The sequence below is a fragment of the Streptomyces sp. NPDC014861 genome (genome assembly GCF_043081625.1).
Taxonomy (GTDB): domain Bacteria; phylum Actinomycetota; class Actinomycetes; order Streptomycetales; family Streptomycetaceae; genus Streptomyces.
The window spans coordinates 159,163-178,297 of the sequence record NZ_JBIBWV010000005.1; the positions used below are offsets into that span (position 1 = coordinate 159,163).

At 74.7% G+C, this 19,135-nt stretch carries 20 protein-coding genes; 11 read left to right on the top strand and 9 right to left on the bottom strand.

Annotation, left to right across the window (positions count from 1 at the left end; translation table 11 throughout):
* Window positions 1-96: 96 nt before the first annotated feature.
* The gene (locus ACF1BN_RS12740; RefSeq protein WP_392331604.1) at window positions 97-1,308 is read left to right on the top strand and encodes an alpha/beta hydrolase family protein; all 1,212 of its coding nucleotides are present in this window, start codon (window positions 97-99) and stop codon (window positions 1,306-1,308) included.
* A 36-nt stretch (window positions 1,309-1,344) separates the two neighbouring features.
* Here the strand turns inward: ACF1BN_RS12740 and ACF1BN_RS12745 are convergent, their stop codons facing one another.
* The 4 genes from ACF1BN_RS12745 to ACF1BN_RS12760 form a co-directional block, all read right to left on the bottom strand.
* The gene (locus tag ACF1BN_RS12745; RefSeq protein ID WP_392331605.1) at window positions 1,345-1,932 is read right to left on the bottom strand and encodes a nucleosidase; all 588 of its coding nucleotides are present in this window, start codon (window positions 1,930-1,932) and stop codon (window positions 1,345-1,347) included.
* A gap of 221 nt (window positions 1,933-2,153) precedes the next feature.
* On the bottom strand, window positions 2,154-2,369 hold the full coding sequence (locus tag ACF1BN_RS12750; protein ID WP_392331606.1) for a DNA-binding protein: 216 nt from the start codon (window positions 2,367-2,369) through the stop codon (window positions 2,154-2,156).
* A 78-nt stretch (window positions 2,370-2,447) separates the two neighbouring features.
* Window positions 2,448-3,884 (bottom strand): VWA domain-containing protein, encoded by a 1,437-nt coding sequence (locus ACF1BN_RS12755; RefSeq protein WP_392331607.1) that lies wholly within the window; start codon window positions 3,882-3,884, stop codon window positions 2,448-2,450.
* Window positions 3,885-3,994: 110 nt separating this feature from the next.
* Entirely contained in the window at window positions 3,995-4,864 is an 870-nt protein-coding gene (locus ACF1BN_RS12760) for an AAA family ATPase (RefSeq protein WP_392331608.1), read from the bottom strand.
* A 185-nt stretch (window positions 4,865-5,049) separates the two neighbouring features.
* On the opposite strand from ACF1BN_RS12760, the gene ACF1BN_RS12765 reads away from it, so the two are divergent.
* Window positions 5,050-6,330: a PP2C family protein-serine/threonine phosphatase gene (locus ACF1BN_RS12765; protein ID WP_392331609.1), complete on the top strand. Its 1,281-nt coding sequence runs from the start codon at window positions 5,050-5,052 to the stop codon at window positions 6,328-6,330.
* A 150-nt stretch (window positions 6,331-6,480) separates the two neighbouring features.
* Complete coding sequence (locus ACF1BN_RS12770; protein ID WP_376601855.1) at window positions 6,481-6,846, top strand: luciferase family protein; 366 nt, start codon at window positions 6,481-6,483, stop codon at window positions 6,844-6,846.
* Window positions 6,847-6,867: 21 nt separating this feature from the next.
* Here the strand turns inward: ACF1BN_RS12770 and ACF1BN_RS12775 are convergent, their stop codons facing one another.
* Complete coding sequence (locus ACF1BN_RS12775; RefSeq protein WP_392331610.1) at window positions 6,868-7,380, bottom strand: PaaI family thioesterase; 513 nt, start codon at window positions 7,378-7,380, stop codon at window positions 6,868-6,870.
* Between the two features lie 117 nt (window positions 7,381-7,497).
* Between ACF1BN_RS12775 and ACF1BN_RS12780 the strand changes: the two genes are divergently transcribed.
* Both ACF1BN_RS12780 and ACF1BN_RS12785 read left to right on the top strand, forming a co-directional pair.
* Complete coding sequence (locus ACF1BN_RS12780; RefSeq protein ID WP_392331611.1) at window positions 7,498-7,974, top strand: winged helix-turn-helix transcriptional regulator; 477 nt, start codon at window positions 7,498-7,500, stop codon at window positions 7,972-7,974.
* Between the two features lie 88 nt (window positions 7,975-8,062).
* Window positions 8,063-8,926 (top strand): YhjD/YihY/BrkB family envelope integrity protein, encoded by an 864-nt coding sequence (locus ACF1BN_RS12785; protein WP_392331612.1) that lies wholly within the window; start codon window positions 8,063-8,065, stop codon window positions 8,924-8,926.
* Between the two features lie 12 nt (window positions 8,927-8,938).
* On the opposite strand, the gene ACF1BN_RS12790 is transcribed toward ACF1BN_RS12785, so the two are convergent.
* Window positions 8,939-9,763 (bottom strand): ABC transporter permease, encoded by an 825-nt coding sequence (locus ACF1BN_RS12790; protein WP_392331613.1) that lies wholly within the window; start codon window positions 9,761-9,763, stop codon window positions 8,939-8,941.
* Entirely contained in the window at window positions 9,760-10,668 is a 909-nt protein-coding gene (locus ACF1BN_RS12795) for an ABC transporter ATP-binding protein (protein WP_392331614.1), read from the bottom strand. The genes ACF1BN_RS12790 and ACF1BN_RS12795 overlap by 4 nt, the downstream gene beginning before the upstream one ends.
* A 133-nt stretch (window positions 10,669-10,801) precedes the next feature.
* On the opposite strand from ACF1BN_RS12795, the gene ACF1BN_RS12800 reads away from it, so the two are divergent.
* The 4 genes from ACF1BN_RS12800 to ACF1BN_RS12815 all read left to right on the top strand — a co-directional run bounded on the left by ACF1BN_RS12800 (window position 10,802) and on the right by ACF1BN_RS12815 (window position 13,745).
* Window positions 10,802-12,055 (top strand): sensor histidine kinase, encoded by a 1,254-nt coding sequence (locus ACF1BN_RS12800; protein WP_392331615.1) that lies wholly within the window; start codon window positions 10,802-10,804, stop codon window positions 12,053-12,055.
* The gene (locus tag ACF1BN_RS12805; protein WP_392331616.1) at window positions 12,052-12,768 is read left to right on the top strand and encodes a response regulator; all 717 of its coding nucleotides are present in this window, start codon (window positions 12,052-12,054) and stop codon (window positions 12,766-12,768) included. The genes ACF1BN_RS12800 and ACF1BN_RS12805 overlap by 4 nt, the downstream gene beginning before the upstream one ends.
* A 131-nt stretch (window positions 12,769-12,899) precedes the next feature.
* The gene (locus tag ACF1BN_RS12810; RefSeq protein WP_392331617.1) at window positions 12,900-13,118 is read left to right on the top strand and encodes a hypothetical protein; all 219 of its coding nucleotides are present in this window, start codon (window positions 12,900-12,902) and stop codon (window positions 13,116-13,118) included.
* A gap of 120 nt (window positions 13,119-13,238) precedes the next feature.
* Window positions 13,239-13,745, top strand: a complete 507-nt coding sequence (locus ACF1BN_RS12815) for a peptidylprolyl isomerase (RefSeq protein WP_392331618.1) — start codon at window positions 13,239-13,241, stop codon at window positions 13,743-13,745.
* 86 nt (window positions 13,746-13,831) lie between these two features.
* On the opposite strand, the gene ACF1BN_RS12820 is transcribed toward ACF1BN_RS12815, so the two are convergent.
* Both ACF1BN_RS12820 and ACF1BN_RS12825 read right to left on the bottom strand, forming a co-directional pair.
* Window positions 13,832-14,080, bottom strand: a complete 249-nt coding sequence (locus ACF1BN_RS12820; protein WP_392331619.1) for a type B 50S ribosomal protein L31 — start codon at window positions 14,078-14,080, stop codon at window positions 13,832-13,834.
* A gap of 204 nt (window positions 14,081-14,284) precedes the next feature.
* The gene (locus ACF1BN_RS12825) at window positions 14,285-16,846 is read right to left on the bottom strand and encodes a SpoIIE family protein phosphatase (RefSeq protein ID WP_392331620.1); all 2,562 of its coding nucleotides are present in this window, start codon (window positions 16,844-16,846) and stop codon (window positions 14,285-14,287) included.
* Window positions 16,847-17,071: 225 nt separating this feature from the next.
* Between ACF1BN_RS12825 and ACF1BN_RS12830 the strand changes: the two genes are divergently transcribed.
* Together ACF1BN_RS12830 and ACF1BN_RS12835 are read left to right on the top strand one after the other, a co-directional pair.
* The gene (locus tag ACF1BN_RS12830; protein ID WP_392331621.1) at window positions 17,072-17,836 is read left to right on the top strand and encodes an alpha/beta fold hydrolase; all 765 of its coding nucleotides are present in this window, start codon (window positions 17,072-17,074) and stop codon (window positions 17,834-17,836) included.
* Between the two features lie 351 nt (window positions 17,837-18,187).
* Window positions 18,188-19,111, top strand: a complete 924-nt coding sequence (locus tag ACF1BN_RS12835) for a universal stress protein (RefSeq protein WP_392331622.1) — start codon at window positions 18,188-18,190, stop codon at window positions 19,109-19,111.
* Window positions 19,112-19,135 lie beyond the last annotated feature (24 nt).

A 19,135-nucleotide genomic window follows, 5' to 3' on the forward strand; every position in this document is an offset into this window, starting at 1 on the left:
TCCTACCTGGAGCTCCCCCTCGGCCGAACCTCCTCCGGCCGGGGTACGCCTCGCGGACGACGCGGCGCCCGGCGGAGTCCTTCTAGCGTGGTCCGCATGAAGCGACTCACCCGGGCGGCCGCTGCCGCCGTACTCGCCTGCGCCCTCGCCTTACCCGCCGGCACCGCCGGAACCGCCGTGGCCTCGACGGCCACGGCCTCCGCGGCCGGCACCGCGCCCGCCGCCACCGTCGCGGACGCCGCGGCCCCCGCGAAGCCCTTCACGCTGCCCGCGCCGACCGGACGCCACCCCGTGGGCAGCACCGTCCTGCCGCTCGTCGACCGTTCCCGTACCGACCCCTGGGTGCCCACCGCCGACGGGCGACGGCTGATGGTCACCCTCCACTACCCGGCCGCACGGTCCGGCGGCGGGCCCCGCGCCCCGTACGCCGGCCGCGAGGAGGCACGCCGGCTGGCCGAGGGGATCGGCGCCGCCTCCGCGATGCCGGCGGACGTCGTCGCCGCCACCCGGACCCACAGCAGGAGCGACGTCCGCCCCGCACCCGGACGCCGCCCGCTCGTGCTGCTCTCGCCGGGCTTCTCCGTCTCGCGCTGGACGCTCACCCACCTCGCCGAGGACCTCGCCTCACGCGGCTACGTCGTCGCCTCCGTCGACCACGCCTACGAGTCGTTCGGCACCACCCTGCCCGGGGGAGAGACGCTGGGCTGCGTCGCCTGCGTCGCCCTCGACGAACAGGGCGTCCCCGCCGGCGTCGTGACCTCGACCAGGGCAGCCGACATGCGCTTCGTCCTGGACCGGCTCACCGGCCCCCGCCCCGCGTGGCGGCACGCGAGGATCATCGACGCACGCCGGATCGGGATGGCCGGGCACTCCATCGGGGGAGCGAGCGCCGCCACCGCCATGGTGGCCGACCGCAGGATCGACGCCGGCGTGAACATGGACGGCGCCTTCTGGGAGGAGCTGCCGGCGGAACGGCTGCGCGGGCGGCCCTTCATGATGCTCGGGACCCACGACGAGGTCCACCTGCCGGGCGGCGAGGACACCAGCTGGGACCGGATGTGGCCCCGGCTCGACGGCTGGAAGCGATGGCTCACGGTGGCCGGATCCGCGCACTCGACCTACTCGGACTTCCCGATGATCGAGCGCCACTTCGGGCTGCCGGCCCCGGAGATCGCGCCCGAACGGGCCGTCTCCCTCACCCGCGCCTACGTGGCGGCCTTCTTCGACCGGCACCTGCGCGGAGCACCGGACGGCCTGCTCGCCGGGCCCTCCCCGACCCACCCGGAGGTCCACTTCCAGAACCCCTGACCCGACGGGCGGGCGGGCAGGGGAGAGCGGCCCTTGTCAGGTCCGGTACGCCGGGATGTGGGCCGCCGCCCAGTCGGCCAGCTCGCGGGAGCAGGCGGCGACGGAGTCGCGCCAGGTGCGGTCGGCGCCGTCGCCCGCCTCGTCGCTCACGTGCTTCACGATGCGCAGCGGCACCCCGGACGCCTCCGCCGCCGCGGCCAGCGCGTAGCCCTCCATGTCCACCAGTGGGGCCCGCTCGGCGAGCCGGGCGCGGGCGGCCTCGTCGGAGATGAACGCGTCCCCGGTGGCGAGGACCACGTCACCGCCGTCGGGGAGCGCGATCGGCGCGCCGTACGTCTCACCGGTCAGCGTCGCGAGGAGCTCGCCGTCCAGGTCGTGCTGGACGACCGTGCCGACCACGTGCGTGCCCGACCAGCCGGTGCGCAGGGCGCCGGCGGTGCCGAGGTTGACGATGCCGGAGGGACGCGGGCCCCGACCCAGGACCGTGGCGAGCGCGGTTGCCGCGTTGACCTTGCCCATGCCGGTGAGGAGCACGGGCAGGGACGTGTCGAAGAACTGCGCCTCCTCCTTGACGGCGAGGACGAGCAGCGGCCGGTCGGAGGTGATCGCTCCCAGGAGTTCCATGGCCCCACGCTAGTTCGCCCGCCCCCGGACCGTACAGCCGGGACGGTGAGGGCGGGAGTGCGAGCGGGAGTGTGGGAGGGGGTGCGGGAGGGGGCGCGTGCGGGAGTGGTGGTGCGGCGGTGGCGGTCGTGGGGCGGGCCGCCGGGACGGTGCGACGGTGGCGGGCGGGGACGGCGAGGCGGCGAGGGCGGGGACGGCGAGGCGCGGTGGTGGGCCGGTCGTCAGCCGAGGGGGGCGAGGCCCCGCTCCGCGAGGGTCTCGCCGAGGATGCGCAGGGCCTTGGGGCCCACCCCGTGCAGGGCGGCCAGCTCGGCCGTCGGTACGCCCGAGAGCTCGTCGAGACGGGTGTAGCCGGCGGCGGCGAGGGCGCGGGTCGCGGGCGAGCCGATGCCGCGCGGGAAATCGGTCTCAGGGGGTTCGGATCCGGTCGTGGCCATGGGCCGATCGTGCCACGGGACCGACCGGACCGCCGGTGTTCCGCCCCGGCGGTGTGTCCCGGCCCACGGGACCCGGGGTCAGACGGGCAGCAGCCGTCCGATCAGTTCGCCCAGCCGGCGGGCGTTGCGGCAGGGCCACATGTCCACCAGTTCCGCGTACAGCGGTGCCACCGAGTCGCCCGTGCCCCACAGCGCCGGCTGCTCCGGGTTGAGCCAGTGCACCCCGCGGGCGCGCTCGGCGATCAGCCGCAGCGACTCCGTCCGCGGGTCGGCCCGGTTCGTGCGGGCGTCGCCGAGGACGAAGACGACCGTGCGCGGACCGACCGCGTCCGCGTACCGCTCGATGAACTCGTCGAGCGCCGTCCCGTAGTCGCTCTGACCGTGCCAACCGGTCAGTCGTGCCTCCGCGAGGATCCGCTCGCCGAGCCCCGCCGGGTCCGCCGCGCCCCGTGCCAGGAGCCCGGTGACCTCGTCGACCCGGTTGACGAAGGCGAAGACGCGAACCCGGCTGAACTGGTCGTGCAGCGCCTGCACCAGCGCCATCGTGAACTCGGCGAATCCCGCCACCGACCCGGACACGTCGCACAGCAGCACCAGCTCGGGCCGCCCGGGACGGCGTCGGCGCATTACCGGCCGCACCGGCACGCCGCCGGTGGAGAGCGAGCCCCGCAAGGTCCGCCGCAGATCGATCTCGCCGTGCGTGGCCCGGCGCCGGCGGGCCGCGAGCCGGGTGGCCAGCTTCCGCGCCAGCGGCCGTACCGTCCGCCGCAGCTCGTCCAGCTGCTCGCGCCCGGCCAGCAGGAAGTCCACCCGGTCCGGCGTCCCGGCCACCGCCCGCCGGGCCACCCGGTCACGGCCCTGCCGTTCGGCGACCCGGCGCCGGGCCTCGGTCCGCACCCGCTCGCGGAACCCCTCGATCGCCCGGCGGATCTCCTCGTCGATCAGCCGGTCGGTGAACTCGGGCTCCCGGCCCGACGCCGTGCGTGCGGCGCGCACCCGGGCGAGCAGGGTCTCGGGGCGGAGCCGGGAGAGGGCCTGGTGCGAAGACCAGCCGTCGGTCCCCGGGCCGGAGCCGTACCCGCCGAAGCCGGCCACCGCCTCGGCCGCGAGCCGGTCCAGGAGGGCCGTGTCGCCGGCGGCCAACGCCTCGGCGATCCGCTCGCGCAGGCCGGCGAGAGCGGCGTCGTCCGGGTGGCCGTCGGGGTGGCCTTCGGGGCCGGGGCCGGGGCCGGGGCCGGTGGCCGCCGTCGGCGTCGAAGTCGTCGCCTTCGCCGGGAAGTACAGGTCGAAGACGCGGCCGAAGACCGGGCGCTGCTGCTCCCCGTGCAGCAGGGTCGCGGCGAGCGCCTCCCGCATCCGCTCCCGATCGGCGAACCCGACCGCCTCCAGTGCGAGTCCGGCGTCCACGGTCTCGCCGGTGCCGATGCCGAAACCGTGGTCCCGCAGTGCCGCCACCAGGCCGGTCAGCCGCTCCACCGGCCCCTCCTGCCGCACCGCCGAACCTTCCGGCCCCATCGACCCACCCGGCCCCACTGGCTCACCCGGCCCCTCTGGCCCACCCGGCCCGGCCTCGGTCCCGGAGAGGGCGGACGGGGCGGCGGAGCCGGCGGGCTCGGGGGCGCCGGTCACACCGCGTCCAGGTCCAGCGCGGCCGCCGCCCTCACGATGTCGTCCTGGTGCTTGAGCAGGACCCCCAGGGTCTCCCCGACCACCCGCTCGTCCAGCCGGTCCGCTCCCAGGGCGAGGAGGGTGCGGGCCCAGTCGATCGTCTCCGAGACGGAGGGCACCTTCCGCAGGTCCATCGCGCGCAGCGCCCCCACGACCCGGACGACCGAGGCGGCCAGGGCCGCGTCGAGGCCCGGCACCTTCAGGGTGACGATCCGGCGCTCCAGATCCTCCTCGGGGAACCCGATGTGCAGGAAGAGGCACCGCCGCCGCAGCGCCTCGGACAGCTCCCGGCTCGCGTTGGAGGTGAGGACGGTGAAGGGTCGCCGGGCGGCGGTGATCGTGCCCAGCTCGGGCACGGTCACCTGGAAGTCGCCGAGGACCTCCAGGAGCAGGCCCTCCACCTCGACGTCCGCCTTGTCGGTCTCGTCCACGAGCAGCACGGTCGGCTCCTCGGAACGGATCGCGGTCAGCAGCGGGCGGGGGAGCAGGAACTCCTCGCTGAAGATGTCGGTGCGGGCCTCGTCCCAGGACTCGCCCCGGCCGGCGGTGATCCGCAACAGCTGCTTGGCGTGGTTCCACTCGTACAGAGCCCGCGCCTCGTCCACGCCCTCGTAGCACTGGAGTCGCACGAGCCGGGCCCCGGTCGCCTCCGTGACGGCCTTGGCCAGCTGTGTCTTGCCGACGCCGGCGGGGCCTTCGACGAGGAGCGGTTTGCCCAGCCGGTCGGCGAGGAAGACCGTGGTGGCGATGGCGGGGGAGGCCAGGTACCCGGTCGCCGCGAGCCGCTCGGCGACCTCGTCGACGGAGCCGAAGAATCCGTTCGTCATGACAGTCCCCCAGGGAGCGAAGCGTCCTACTGGCCGGTAGCCTCTGGGGGTACTTGATCAGATCCCGCGTCGCCGCACAACCGTTCCCGCGCCCCCGTGCCGCGCGCGGAACGCCGCCCGCTGGTGCAATGGGGATGAGCGGGCGCCCGTCGCCCGCCCGGTGACCGCGCGGCGGTGGAGGTGTCGTGGCGGAGAGAGACGAGGCCGAGCGGTGTCTGTCGTCCGCTCTGGAGGCGGCGATCGGCACGATCGGCACCACGCTCGACGAGGTCGTCACCTGCCGTGAACTCGTCGCCTTTCTCGCCCGTCACCCCGGCGGCACCGCCACCGTCGCCCTGACCGACGGCGTGGCCGAGGACCCCCACGGCCCGCCCACGACCCCGCCCGCCCCGCAGCGGGCCGCGGTTGACCCGCCCGCCACCCCGGAGGCCACGATAAGCGGGCCGCTCGCGGACCCGGGGGTGTCGGCAGGCGCGGCGGCGGCCGTGACCCCCGGGGCCACAGCCGACCCGCATGCCGCCCCGCCTGCTTCGCCCGCCCCGCCTGCTTCGCCCGCCCCGCAGGCCGCCGCCGGTCCGGAGCCCGCCCACACGCTGACCGCCCCGCTCGCCGTGGACCGCGAGCGACCGCTGGGGACGGTCACGCTCACCCGCACCACGGCCCCGTACACCGACGCGGACCTCGCCGTAATGCGGCAGGCGGCCCGTCTCGCCGCGCGCCACATCCGGCACTCCCGGCAGCTCGCCGCCACGGAGGAGGTCGCCCTCCACCTCCAGCGCGCCCTCGTCGCCGAACCCGGCCGCCCCCACCCCAACCTGGAGATCGCCGGTCGCTATCTGCCGGCCGGACCGCACACCCTGGTCGGCGGTGACTGGTTCGAGACGGTACGACTCCATTTCGGGCGCAGCCTGCTCGTCGTCGGCGACGTCATGGGGCACGGCCTCGACGCCGCCGTCGACATGAACGCCTACCGCTCCGCGCTCCGGGAGGTCGCCGCCACCGACCTTCCGCCCCACCGGGTGCTGCGCCACCTGGACGCGGTCGTCGCGGAGGACGGGGCCCGCCGCCCCGCGACCTGTCTCCTGGTCCGCGTGGACCCCGGGCGCGGCACCGCCACCTTCGCCAGTGCCGGCCACCTCCCGCCCGCGGTCTTCGGCCCGGACGGCTCGGCCGAACTCGTGGACCTGCCCGTCGGCCCTCCGCTCGGCACCGGCGTCGGCGGCTACGAGCCCGCCACCCGTGAGCTCGGACAGGGCGACACGCTGCTGCTCTTCACCGACGGCCTGGTCGAGCGCCGGGGAGAGGACATCGACGTCTCGCTGGCCCGGCTGGCCGGACTGCGACTGCCGCCGGAACCCGGACCCGAACAGGTGGTCGACGAGGTCCTCGGCCGGCTCGACGCCCACCACGCCGAGGACGACGTCGCCGTCCTCGCCGCCCGCGTCCGGACCAGGCCGGCGACCTGAGCCGGCACCCGTGACGGAGCGCTCCGCCGGCCCCACCCACGGTGGTGACATCACGTCACCTCGCCCTCTGCGGCCGATGGTTTCCGGCCTCGACGGGATTCTTTCGCCAGGACGCTTGTGCCGGGCCCCGCCGCCCGGCACGCTCCTCGTATGAACACGGCCAGGCATGCCAGTGAACGTCTGATGAGCTGGCCCTCGCTGATCCGTGGCCGTGCGCACTGCGGTGCCGAACTCGGCCTCGGGACGGCGACGGAGGAGATCGTCCACTTCCACGGCGAGCACGAGGCCGACGTCCATCTCACCCGCGCGATGGTCGCCCGACTGCGGCCCGCGCTCCAGACCTCGACCGCGGTACGGCTGCGAGCCGGCTCCGGCTGGGTGACGGTCCGGCTCGACGCCGGGTCCGACATCGACCTGCTCGCCACCCTGGTCAGCGCGGCCCTCCAGGCCATGTCGGCCCCCGACGTCGCCCCCGACCGCTGTACCCGCGCCCGCCCGGTGCTCGTCCTGCGCTGACCGGACGGGCGCGGCCGGGCGTCAGGCGCCGGCGCCCTTCTCCCGGCCGGGAACCGGGAAGAGCATGCAGGTGCTGGTCGCGTGCGCGAGGAGGCGGTCCTCCCCGTCGTACAGCCCGGCCTCCGCGAGCGCGGTGCGTCGCCCCCGCGAGATGACCGTGCCGACGGCCCGCACCTTGCCCGTGTCCATCGTGATCGGGCGCAGGAACCGGGTCTGAAGGTCGAGCGAGGTGTACGCGGTCCCCAGCGGCAGCGTGGTGTGCACCGCGCACCCCGCTGCCGAGTCCAGCAGCGTGGCGTAGACCCCGCCGTGCACGCTGCCGATCGGGTTGTAGTGCTCCTCGCCCGGCTCCAGTGCGAAGACCGCCCGGCCGTCCTCGACCTCCTCCAGGGAGAACCCCAGCAGCGCCGCGATCGGCGGGCCCGGCAGCCGCCCCGCGATCATCTCGCGCAGGAAGTCGAGACCGGCCATCGACGCCGCCGCCCGAGCCGTGGCCCCCGCGTCCTCCCACTCGACCGTCCGCGACCGCCCCATGATCACTCCACTCCGTCGTGCCCCGACCGTCGCTCGTGACGGCTGACTCTGTAGATCGAAGCTAGACCCCTGTTCGTCTGACTGTCAACGACGCAGCCAGGTGGCTACAGTGTGACGATGAAGTGGCTGGAGACGGACACCGAGAACTGCTCGATCGGCCGCACCCTGGACGTCGTGGGCGAGAAGTGGAGCCTCCTCATCCTGCGCGACGCCTTCAACGGCGTCCGCCGGTACGACGACTTCCGCCGCCACATCGGACTCTCCGAGGCCGTCCTCGCCGACCGGCTCCGCAAACTCGTCGCCGCCGGAGTCCTCCGCAGCGTCCCCTACCGGGAACCCGGCACCCGCACCCGCAACGAGTACCGCCTCACTCCCAAGGGCATCGACCTCTGGCCCGTCCTGCTCGCCCTCAAGCAGTGGGGTGACACCCACACCGGCGACCCCGAGGGCCCCGCCCTGGACATCAGCCACACCTCCTGCGGATCCCCCGTCCAGGTCGTCGTCCGGTGCGCCGGCGGCGACGCCGAGACCCTCGGCGCCCGCGAGGTCACCGTCACCCCCGGCCCCGGCGCCCGCCCCCTGCCCGCCTCCTGACCTCAGCCGCCCGACACCACCCGTCCCACACCATCCGTTCGGCCGTATCGCTGCGGTCCCCGGCCCTCCGGCGGGTACCGCACCAGACATGCCCCCCAACCCCGGTACGCCGCGCGACCAGCCGCCGCACCCCGACGAGCCCCTGTTCCAGCGGTGGCACACCCGCCTGCTCGCATCACCCGTGGGGCTCGCCTGGAACCGCGGCCGAGCCATGGAACTCATGCACCGCGCCATGGGGTTCGCCGCCCTCAGCCTCCTCACCCTCGTCCCCCTCCTCATCGTCGTCGCCGCCGCCGATCTCGCCCGCGGCCAGGGCTTCGCCCGCTGGCTCGTCCAGGGCCTCGGCGTCACCGAGGTCTCCCAGGAAGAGGTCGAACGCCTCTTCGGCCAGCCCGGCCAGGCTCTCCAGCGCACCACCGCCTTCGGCCTCGCCGCCCTCGCGGCCTTCGGCGTCACCTTCGGCTCCGCCGTCCAGACCGGCTACGAACGCGCCTGGGACCTCCCCACCGCCCGCTGGCACACCATGTGGCGCCATATCGTCTGGCTCGCCGTCCTAATCGCCGCCCTCCTCCTCTTCGTCGCCTTCCCCGCTCCCGAGCACGCCCCGGCCGGCGTCACCGTCCTCGTCGCCACCGGAGACCTCCTCGGCACCTTCCTCTTCTTCTGGTGGTCCCAGCGTTTCCTCCTCTGCGGCCGCATCCGCTGGCGCGCCCTCCTACCCGGCGCCGTGCTCACCGCCCTCGGCCTCCTCGGTCTGCGGGTCTTCTCCCAGCTGGTCTTCTCTCCGCTGATCGCCTCCAACGCCGTCACCTACGGCCAGTTCGGCACCGTCCTCGTCCTCCAGTCCTGGCTCGTCGGGGTCGGCTTCGTCGTCTACGGCAGCGCCCTCGTCGGCCGCCTCGTCCACGAGATCCGCCTCCGCCGCCGCCTCACCCGCGCCGGCCACCGCTGACCCCGCACCGCCTCACTGGTCCCGTCGACGGACCACCACGACCGTCACCAGCACCGACACCGCGGCCCAGGCGCCGTAGACCAGCCACGCCCCGCCCGTCGTCCACGGGAACGGCCCCACTGCCCCCTCCCCGGCCAGCCGCCGCCACGCCTGCAACGGCATCGCGTGGCCCAGCACCGCCGTCAGACGACGCTCCTCGCTCAGCACCGCCGGCAGCAACAGCAGCAGAACCACCGCACCGACCACCGCCGCAGCACCCCGCCGCACCAGAGCCCCCAGCGCCATCCCCGCCAGCGCGCACACCGGAGCCAGCAGTGCCGACGCCAGCACCAGCCGGACCGCCCCCGGATGCCCCAGCGACACCCCGGTGTCCCGCAGCGACAGCACCGCCTGCGTCGCCCAGAACGACCCGCCTGCGACCACCGCCCCGAACCCCGCCTGCGACCCGGCCAGTACCAGCGCCTTCGCCGATATCAGCGCCCCCCGGGCCGGCACCGCCGCGAACGTCGTGCGCACCTGGCCGCTGCCGTACTCGCCGACCACCGCCACCGCGCCCATCGCCGCCGAGAACAGCACCAGGACCATCGCCGCGTTCCCGGTGAACGCGTCACCGAGCGCCAGGCCGTTGGCCACGAACTCGGCCCGCGAAGCCTCGTCGTAGGCCGACCAGTACCGGTAGTGGTCCCACGCCGTGCCCACGTTGAACGCCATCACCGCCAGCGCCCCCAGCAGCAACGACCACCCGGTCGACCTCAGGGACCACAGCTTCAGCCACTCCGAAGCCACCAGATCGCGGAACCGGTCCTTCGGCTCCGTCATCGGAACGACCAGCGTCATCGGGCACCCCCTGCCGTGTAGTCGGCGCTCTCCGCCGTCAGCTCCATGAACGCCTCCTCCAGCGAGGCCCTGCGGGTCGCCAGCTCGTCCAGCACCACCCGGTGCTCCATGGCCAGCTCGCCGATCCGCGCCGCGCTCAACCCCATCACCGTCAGCCGGCCGTCCTCCGACACCACCTCGCCACCCGCCGCCAGCAGCACCGGCGTCAGCACGCCCGCTGCCGAGGTCACGACCGTCACGCTCGGTCGCGCCCCCCGCGCCGCGAACTCCTCGAGGCTCTCCTCGGCTATCAGCCGGCCCCGGCCGACCACCACCAGGTCGTCGGCCGTGTGCTCCATCTCGCTCATCAGATGACTGGAGACGAAGACGGTCCGCCCCTCCGCGGCGAGCCGCCCGAACAGCCCGCGCACCCAGTGCACCCCCTCCGGATCCAGTCCGTTCAGCGGCTCGTCGAAGAGCAGCACCGGCGGATCGCCCAGCAGCGCGCCCGCTATGCCCAGCCGCTGTCGCATGCCCAGCGAGTAGCCGCCGATCCGCCGCCGCGCCGCGGCACCGAGACCGACCTCCTCCAGCACCTCGTCGACCCGCGAGAGCGGTATCCGATTGCTCCGCGCGAGGACCGCGAGGTGCGAGCGAGCGGTCCGTCCGCCATGCACGTCCGAGGCGTCGAGGAGCGCGCCCACGTGACGCAGCCCGCGCGGCCGGTCCGAGAACCGCCGGCCTCCGACGGTCACCGTGCCGCCGCTCGGCGCGTGCAGGCCGAGGATCATCCGCAACGTCGTGCTCTTCCCCGCGCCGTTGGGCCCGAGGAAGCCGGTGACCCGGCCCGGCCGCACGGTGAACGACAGCCGGTCGACCGCGAGGGTGGCGCCGTAGCGCTTGGAGAGTTCCTTGACTTCGATCATGTCCACAACGGTGCCGCCCGGCACCGCCCCCGGACATCGGACCAGGACGGACAATCACGCCGTCGCTTGTCATCCCTGGTCGTACGACCAGGGGTTGATGACGCGAGAAGCCCCCGCGATCTACGATCACCGCATGTCAGCGACCTCGGCAACGCCGCGCCTCGGACGGGTCACGCCCGGTCGGTGGGCCGCGTCCGCCTGGCTCGCCGGACTCCTCTTCACCGCCCTCCTCCGTATGCGACTGCCCGGTCAGGAGAAGGCCGAGGTCCTCGCGGGCGTCGTCTTCCTCCGCTGGGACGGGCTCACGATGCTCGCCCTCGCCACCGCCCTCGCCCTCCGCGGCAGCGCCCTCCTCCACCGCCGGCCCACCGCCGGCCTCGGCCACCTGCTCGCGGCCGCCGTCCTCGGATCCCTGCCACTGGGCGTCACCGCCATACCGCTCGCCCAGTACCTCGCCGTCTACGTCGCCCTCTACACCATCGCCGCCAATCGCCCGACGAAAGAGGCCGAGCGCGCCGCTCTCCTCGCGATCGGAGTCGTCGTCGGCCACCTCGGCATACGCTTCGTCGCGGGCTGGACCGTCGGCACCACCACCGCTCTCGCCGTGCTGTCCACCACCGGGCTCGTCTGGCTCCTCGGCCGGTTCGCACGGCAGAACCGCCTCCACGCGGAGGAGACGCGCGCCCGCGCCGCCGAGCAGGCCGTCGTCGCCGAACGGCTGCGGATCGCCCGGGAGATGCACGACACCGTCGCCCACAGCATCGGCATCGTCGCGCTCCAGGCCGGTGCCGCCCGCCTCGTCATCGACAAGCGGCCCGACCTCGCCCGCGAGGCCCTCGGGGAGATCGAGATCGCCAGTCGCGACACCCTCGCCGGCCTCCGCCGCATGCTCGGCGCCCTCCGCACCGCAGACACCCCCGGCACTCCGTCCGACCAGGCCTCCGACACTCCCGCCGGGTCCGCCCTCCCCGACATGCCGGGGCTCGCGTCGCTCGACCGGCTCGCCGACACGACCGGAGCCGCGGGCGTGCGGGTGACCGTCCGCCGCGTCGGCGCCGCGCGTCCCCTCCCGGCCGACATCGACCTCTCCGCCTTCCGCGTCCTTCAGGAGTCCGTGACCAACGTCGTCCGTCACTCCGGCGCCGACCGGTGCACCGTCACCGTCGATCTCCGCGACCCCGGGACCGTCGCCCTCACCGTCGAGGACCCGGGCCCCGTCTCCGGCCGCAGACGCGAGGTGACCGGTGGCGGCTCCGGCTACGGCCTCGTCGGCATGCGCGAGCGCGTCGGACTGCTGGACGGCGAGTTCACCGCCGGCCCCCGGCCCGGGGGCGGCTTCCGCGTCACCGCCCACCTGCCCGTCCCACCAGGAGCCGCCCCCGCATGAGCGACACCACCACCGCTCCCGCCACACCGCCCCCGGTCCGGGTGGTCCTCGCCGACGACCAGCCCCTCGTCCGCACCGCCCTGCGCATGGTCATGGCCGAGACCGACGACCTGATCGTCGCCGGAGAGGCGTCAGACGGCGCCGAAGCCGTCCGACTCGTGGAGGAGACCGCCGCCGACGTCGTCGTCATGGACCTGCGGATGCCCGGTACCGACGGCATCGAGGCCACCCGGCGGATCACCGCCGGCCGCACCGGCGCGCGGGTCGTCGTCCTCACCACCTTCGACGACGACGACCACGTCTACGGAGCCCTCCACGCCGGCGCATCCGGGTTCCTCGTCAAGGACATGGCCATGGACGACATCCTGGCCGCGGTCCGGATCGTCGCCTCCGGAGAGGCGCTCATCGCCCCCGGCGTCACCGGGCGCCTCATCAAGGAGTTCACCCGCCGCCCCCGCGACGGCCGGGAGGCCGCCTCGGCCGGCCCGAACACCGCCGCGCTCCGGGTCGCCGAGCGCACCACCGAACGCGAGGCGGAGGTCCTCACCCTCGTCGGCCGCGGCCTCTCCAACACCGAGATCGCCGACGAACTCCACATCAGTCTCGGCACCGTGAAGACCTATGTCACCCGGCTCCTCGCGAAGCTGGAGGCCCGCGACCGGGTCCAGCTCGTCATCCTCGCCTACGAGGCGGGCCTCGTCTCCGCCGGCTGACCCCGTCCCCTCCCCGACTCGTGGCCCGCACCTCACCTCACCACCCCGCCCCGTCCCGCTCGCCGCCCCGTCCGTCGATGCCGACCGACGGCGGACCGTAACCCTTTGCCGTCCCAGTAGTTGACCAGGGCATGAAGAAGCGCAGCATGCTCGCCATCGCCTCCCTCGCCGCAGGCGTCGTCACCGCCCTCGTCACGCCGCCGCCGCAGGCCAGCGCCGCAGACAACCCCCTGAGCCTCGGTGGGGCCACCGGCATCCTCCAGGACGAGGGCACCGCGACCGTCCTCCACGAGACCGTCACGACCGTGGAGGGCACCGTCGCCGACGGATCCGGCCAGGGACTGCGCTGACCCTCGGTTCCCACCGCCTCCGGTGCCCCGCGCCCTGACGGTGCGGGGCACCGGTGCGACGGGACCCGCCGGGAGACCTCCCGTGCGCGCGCGGTGCGCCGGGAATGACAGGATGTCCCTATGAGCGACAACAAGAGCAACGTTTTCTTCGACATCACCATCAACGACGAGCCGGCCGGCCGGATCGTCTTCAAGCTGTTCGACGAGGTCGTCCCGAAGACGGCGCAGAACTTCCGCGAGCTCGCCACCGGCCAGCACGGCTTCGGCTACGAGGGCTCGCCGTTCCACCGTGTGATCCCCGCCTTCATGCTCCAGGGCGGCGACTTCACCCGCGGCAACGGCACCGGCGGCAAGAGCATCTACGGCGAGAAGTTCGCGGACGAGAACTTCACGCTGAAGCACGACCGCCCGTTCCTGCTCTCGATGGCCAACGCGGGCGCGAACACCAACGGTTCGCAGTTCTTCATCACCACCATCGTCACCGACTGGCTGGACGGCAAGCACGTCGTCTTCGGCGAGGTCGTCGAGGGCCAGGACCTCGTCAAGAAGGTCGAGGGCCTGGGCTCCCGCACCGGCGCCACCAGCGCCGTCATCAAGATCGGCAAGTCCGGCGTCGTCGAGGGCTGACCCGCCCTCTCCGCGACACCCCGCGGAACGGGGCGGCCGGAGCGGCGTCCGACGGACCCCCTCCACCGCCCCGGCCCGCGAGGGCCTCAGCCGCCCTCGCCGTACCGCCGCTCGAACCTGGCGATCCGACCCTCCGTGTCCACGGTCCGCGCCTTGCCCGTGAAGAACGGGTGGCTCTCCGACGAGATCTCGACGTCGATCACCGGATACGTGTTGCCGTCGTCCCACTCGATGGTCCGCTCGCTCGTCGCGGTCGACCGGGTCAGGAACGCGTATCCCGCCGAACGGTCCCGGAAGACCACGGGCCGGTAGTCGGGCTGCTTGTCCTGCTGCACGGGACCTCCTCGCCTCGGGCGGCCGCCGCGCGGCCACCCCGCCACGTCCGGCCCGAACGGCACGGACCCTCCCCAGCCTCGCCGGGGCCGCCCCCGCCGACCAGCGCCGCTGACCCGACCGGGTGAGTGCCTGAACCGGTCCCGGGGCCAGGACCCGGGCCTTCTCTCCCTCGGACCTTGCCGGGCTCGACCCAAGAAAACGGGCTAACCGCCCCGCCGCGGCCAGCGGGCCGCGAGGAGCAGAGCGATGTCGTCCGGCCGGTCCGACGCCCGCACCGCCTCGTGCATCAGCCGGTCCGCAGCCTCGGCCAGCGGCAGGGAGCCCGTCGACGCCAGCGTGCGCCGCAGCCGCTCCACCCCGTCGTCGATGTCGGCGCCGGGACGCTCCACGAGACCGTCCGTGTACAGCGTGAGGACGGCACCCTCGGACATCCGCAGCCGCGTCTCCGGATAGGCGGCCCGCCCGTCCACGCCCAGCACCACCCCGCCCGCGATGTCCAGCAGCTCCGCCGTCCCGTCCGGCTGCCGCAGCAAGGGCTGCGGATGCCCCGCCCGGACCGCCCGCACCTCGCCCGTCCGCGCGTCCAGGACCATGTAGCAGCAGCTCGCGAACTGTCCCGGGTCCAGGTCGATCAGGAGCCTGTTGGTGGCGCGCACCACGTCCTGCGGCGGCAGGCCGCTCAGCGCGAACGCCCGCACCGCGCTCCGCAGCTGCCCCATCGTCGCCGCCGCCGCGACCCCGTGCCCCTGCACGTCCCCGATGACCAGCGCCAGCTCGCCCCGGGCCGTCTCCACCACGTCGTACCAGTCGCCGCCGACGTCCATCCCCTGCGTCCCCGGCAGGTAGCGGCCCACCGTCTCCATGCCCTCCCGAACCGGCAGCCGGTGCGGGAGCAGCGCGTCCTGGAGCCCCCGCGCGACGGCCGCCTCGGAGTCGTACCGCTGCGCCCGCTCCAGCGCCTGCGCGATCAGCCCGGCCAGCGCCGTGAGCACCGCCCGCTCCTCCGGCGTGAAGTCCCGCGGCCAGTCGAAGCCGAGGATGCACGACCCCACCGGCCGGCCCGAGGCGATCAGCGGCAGGAAGGCCCTCGCGCCCGTCTCCGCGTCCAACGGGAGCTCCGGATACGCCCTGCCCAGGGCTTCCATCGACTCGAAGAACAGCGCCCGGCCGCGGGTCAGCGCGTCCACCCCCGGGACGTGCGCGTCGAGCGCCACCCCGTCGAACTGGTCCAGGAACCCGGGCGGGAACCCCGTCTCCCAGGCCAGGTAGAGCCGTCGCTCGCTCAGCAGGTAGATCGCCAGCTGCCGGCCGCCGAACGCCGGCAGCAGCTCCTCCGTCACCACCGCCGACACCTGCCTCGCGGTCACCGCCTCCGTCAGCGCGATCGCCAGCGCCACCGGCCGGTACAGGGAGGCTGCCCGGGTGCTCTCCGGCCCGAGCCCGTCCTCGGCGGGCGGCGGGGGAGCGGGGGCCGGCGTCGGATAGAGGGGCGGTACGAAGACGGGCGCGGCCACATGCGGCGGAACGGTCTCCTCGGGGACCGGGCCCTCCTCCGGCACGAGCACCATGGTCACCCCGTCCCTGCCCGGGTACAGGGACACCGACAGCCACCGGCCGTCCTCCGGGCGGGCCAGGAACCGCACGGGCTCGCTCGACAGCAGCGCCGCCCGCAGCTGCTCCTCGTGGAACGGGTGGGCGAACCACGGCAGCGCCTCCCACAGCGGCCGCCCGGCCAGCGCCCCGCGCGGGCGTCCCAGCAGCCGCTCGGTGAGCTCGTTGACATAGGTGACCCGGCCGAGCCGGTCGATGGCCAGGATGGCCCTCGGCAGCCGGTCCGTCGCGTCCGAGCCGACCAGCCCGGTCCCCAGGTCCACCAAGGCCCCCGTGAGGTGTCCGTGCCCGTCGGCGCCGACGAACCGGGAGCGGGCCGACACCTCGAGGAGGTGCAGACCGCCGTCCGGGCCCTTCAGCCGCAGCCGGCGCACCGAGCCGGCGCCGTCCGCCGTGCCCGTCCGGCGCGCCGCGGCCCACAGCGCGTAGCCGTCCTCCGGTTCGAGACGCGAGGTCAGCGCCTCGATCGGCACCGGAGAGGGGTCGGTGACGCCGAGGATCGTCCGCAGCCCGTCGTCCATGGTCACCGACCCCGAGGCCAGGTCCCAGTCGAAGGAGCCGAACCGCACCGGAGGCACCGAGCCCGAGGGCAGCTGCACGCAGATCGGGTCGCCCGGCCACCGCACGGGGGTCCCGTCCGCCGTGAGCCCCGCCAGGACCTCCCCGAGCCGCAGCCCCGCCCGGGTCATCCGCTCCCGGTCGTGCGCGCCGACCGGCAGACCGGGCGTCGGGGGCCGCAGCACCACGAGGACCCCGAACCGCTCCCGTCCGGTCAGCACGGGGGCGTAGAGGGACGCGAAGGGGAAGGGCAGGCTCGCCACCAACTGCGGGAACCGCCGCATCGACTCCTCGACGTCCGCCAGGTGCACCGGTTGCCCGGAGCGGTGCACCTCGGCCACCGGGAACGGACGGTTGGTGTGCATCCTCGACCAGGGCCGGAACAGCTCGCCCGGCAGGCCGGCCAGCACCGAGAGCCGGAGCAGCCCCTCCGTACCGGAGCGCAGGTACACCCCGCCGGCGTACCCGCCCACCTCCTCGACGGCGTCCGTCGCCGCCTCCGCCAGCGCCTGCGTCAGGGCCTGTGTCGGAGCGCCGGGAGACGGCTCGTGCGGGGTCACACAGCCAGCATGCGCCCGCCGCGAAACCCGCCGCATCCCGGCGGACGCCCGCCGGCGGCCCTCCGCCGCGGATCGGCACGCGCGCGTGGGGGCGCGTGCCGGACAGGCGCCCCCTCCACGCGCGCGCGTCCGCCGCTCCCAGACCTCCGGCGCTGTTGACCCGGCGCGTCCGTACCGTCACACTCGGTCGTCGTCCACCGTCGCCACGAGCGCGCGGGGCGCACCACCACCCTCACCACCACCTCGCACGCAGGGGGCAGCATGATCGGCCGGGTTCTTCCTCACGACGTCCACGGCGACGGCCCGGGGAGGGCCCTCGTCCTCCACAACTGGTTCGGCGACCGCAGCAGCTTCGACCCGCTCCGCCTCCACCTCGACGCGTCGGCGGGCAGCTACGCCTTCCTCGACTGCCGCGGCTACGGCGAGGCCCGGGACGCCGACGGCGCCTTCACCATGGAGGAGGTCGCCGCGGACGCGCTGGCCGTCGCGGACGACCTCGGCTGGGACTCCTTCTCCGTCATCGGCCACTCCATGGGCGGCAAGGCCGCGCAGCTGATGCTGCTCGACGCGCCCGACCGGGTGCGCTCGATCGTGGGGATCTCGCCGGTCTCCGCGGCGGGCTTTCCCCTCGACGAGGAGAGCCGGCAGCTGTTCGCCGGGGCCGCGGACGACCCCGCGCTGCGGCGGGTGATCATCGACCACACCACCGGTGGCCGACACCCCGGCCCGTGGCTGGACGCCGTCGTCGACCGCTCGGTGAGCCGCTCCTCGACCGCCGCGTTCCGTGCCTACCTGGACTCCTGGTCGGGATCCGACTTCCATGAGCGGGTCCGGGACAACCCGACGCCGGTGCTGCTGGTCGTCGGCGCGCACGACCCGGCGCTGGGAGCGGCGGCCATGGAGTCGACCTGGCTGCGCTGGTACCCCAACGCGCGCCTCGAGGTCCTGGCGGACGCCGGGCACTACCCGCCGGAGGAGACGCCGAAGGACCTCGCGCGGGCGATCGAGGCGTTCCTGGCCGCCTGAGGCAGCCGGCGGCCGGCAGCCGCAGCCGCGCCGTCCTGATGCGGCCGAGGCGGCCCGACGCAGCCGCGTCGGGTCGCCCGGCGCCACCGCCCGGTACGGTCGCCCGGCGCCACCGCCCGGTACGGTCGCCCGGCGCCACCGCCCGGTACGGTCGCCCGGCGCCACCGCCCGGTACGGTCGCCCGGCGCCGCCGGCGGCCCCCGCCCCGGGGCTCCGGGTTTCGGGACCTTTCGCGGGGCCGCGCGGGACTTCCGGCCCGCGTGGCACCCCGGTGGACGGGCAGTCGACGGGTGTACTCGATCACCAGGGCACCCGCGATCGGCGGAGCACCACGGGAAGGACGGAAGAGCGATGGGGCGCAGCGAGGAACGGTCCACGGCAGCGGAGACCGGGAGCGCCGGGGCGGGTGCCGGTCCGTTCGTCCTCGTCGGGACGGACGGCTCGCCGGCGGCGCTCGGGGCGGTGGAGGCGGCGGCGCGGGAGGCCGGTCAGCGCGGTGTGCGGCTCGTCGTGGCGCACGCGTTCATCTGGCCGCTGTTCAAGGTCGCCCTGGAACCCTCGCTGTACGGACCGACCGAGAGCGGGTTGCGGCGGCAGGCGCAGATCGTCCTGGACACGGCGGTGGCCCGGGCCAAGGCGGTCGCGCCCGGGACGGAGGTCTCGGGCGAGCTGATCGCGGGAGAACCGCTCGTGGTCCTCGCCACCCGTTCCAGGGGTGCGGATCTGGTGGTCGTGGGCAGCCGGGGGACCGGGTCCTTCGGCGGCCTCGTGGTCGGTTCGGTCGCCGTCCACCTCGCGGCCCACGCCGCGTGTCCGGTCCTGGTCGTGCGCGGCCGGGACGAGCCGGACGGACCGGTGCTCCTCGCGGTGGACGGTTCGGCGGACTCCGACGCGGCCGTCGACTTCGCCTTCGCGGAGGCGTCGGCGCGCGGCGCGGAGCTGGTCGCCGTGCACGCGTGGACGGCCCGGTCCGGTCCGGGCGACCTGACGCCGCTCTTCCACGGCGCCGAGGAGGTGCACGCGGAGGCGGGCCGGGTCCTGGACGCGGCGCTGGCCCGGGCGGCGGAACGGCACCCCGGGACGAAGGCGGAGCCCAGGCTGCTGCGCGGCAAGCCCCGGGAGATCCTGCTGGAGGAGTCCGCGGACGCCCAGCTCCTCGTCATGGGCGCCCGGGGACGCGGCGGCTTCACCGGCCTCCTGCTGGGATCCGTGAGCCAGGCCCTGCTCCACCACGCCCACTGCCCTGTCGCCGTGGTCCGGAACACCGCGGGCTGAGCCGGACGACCGAGGGCGAGGGGC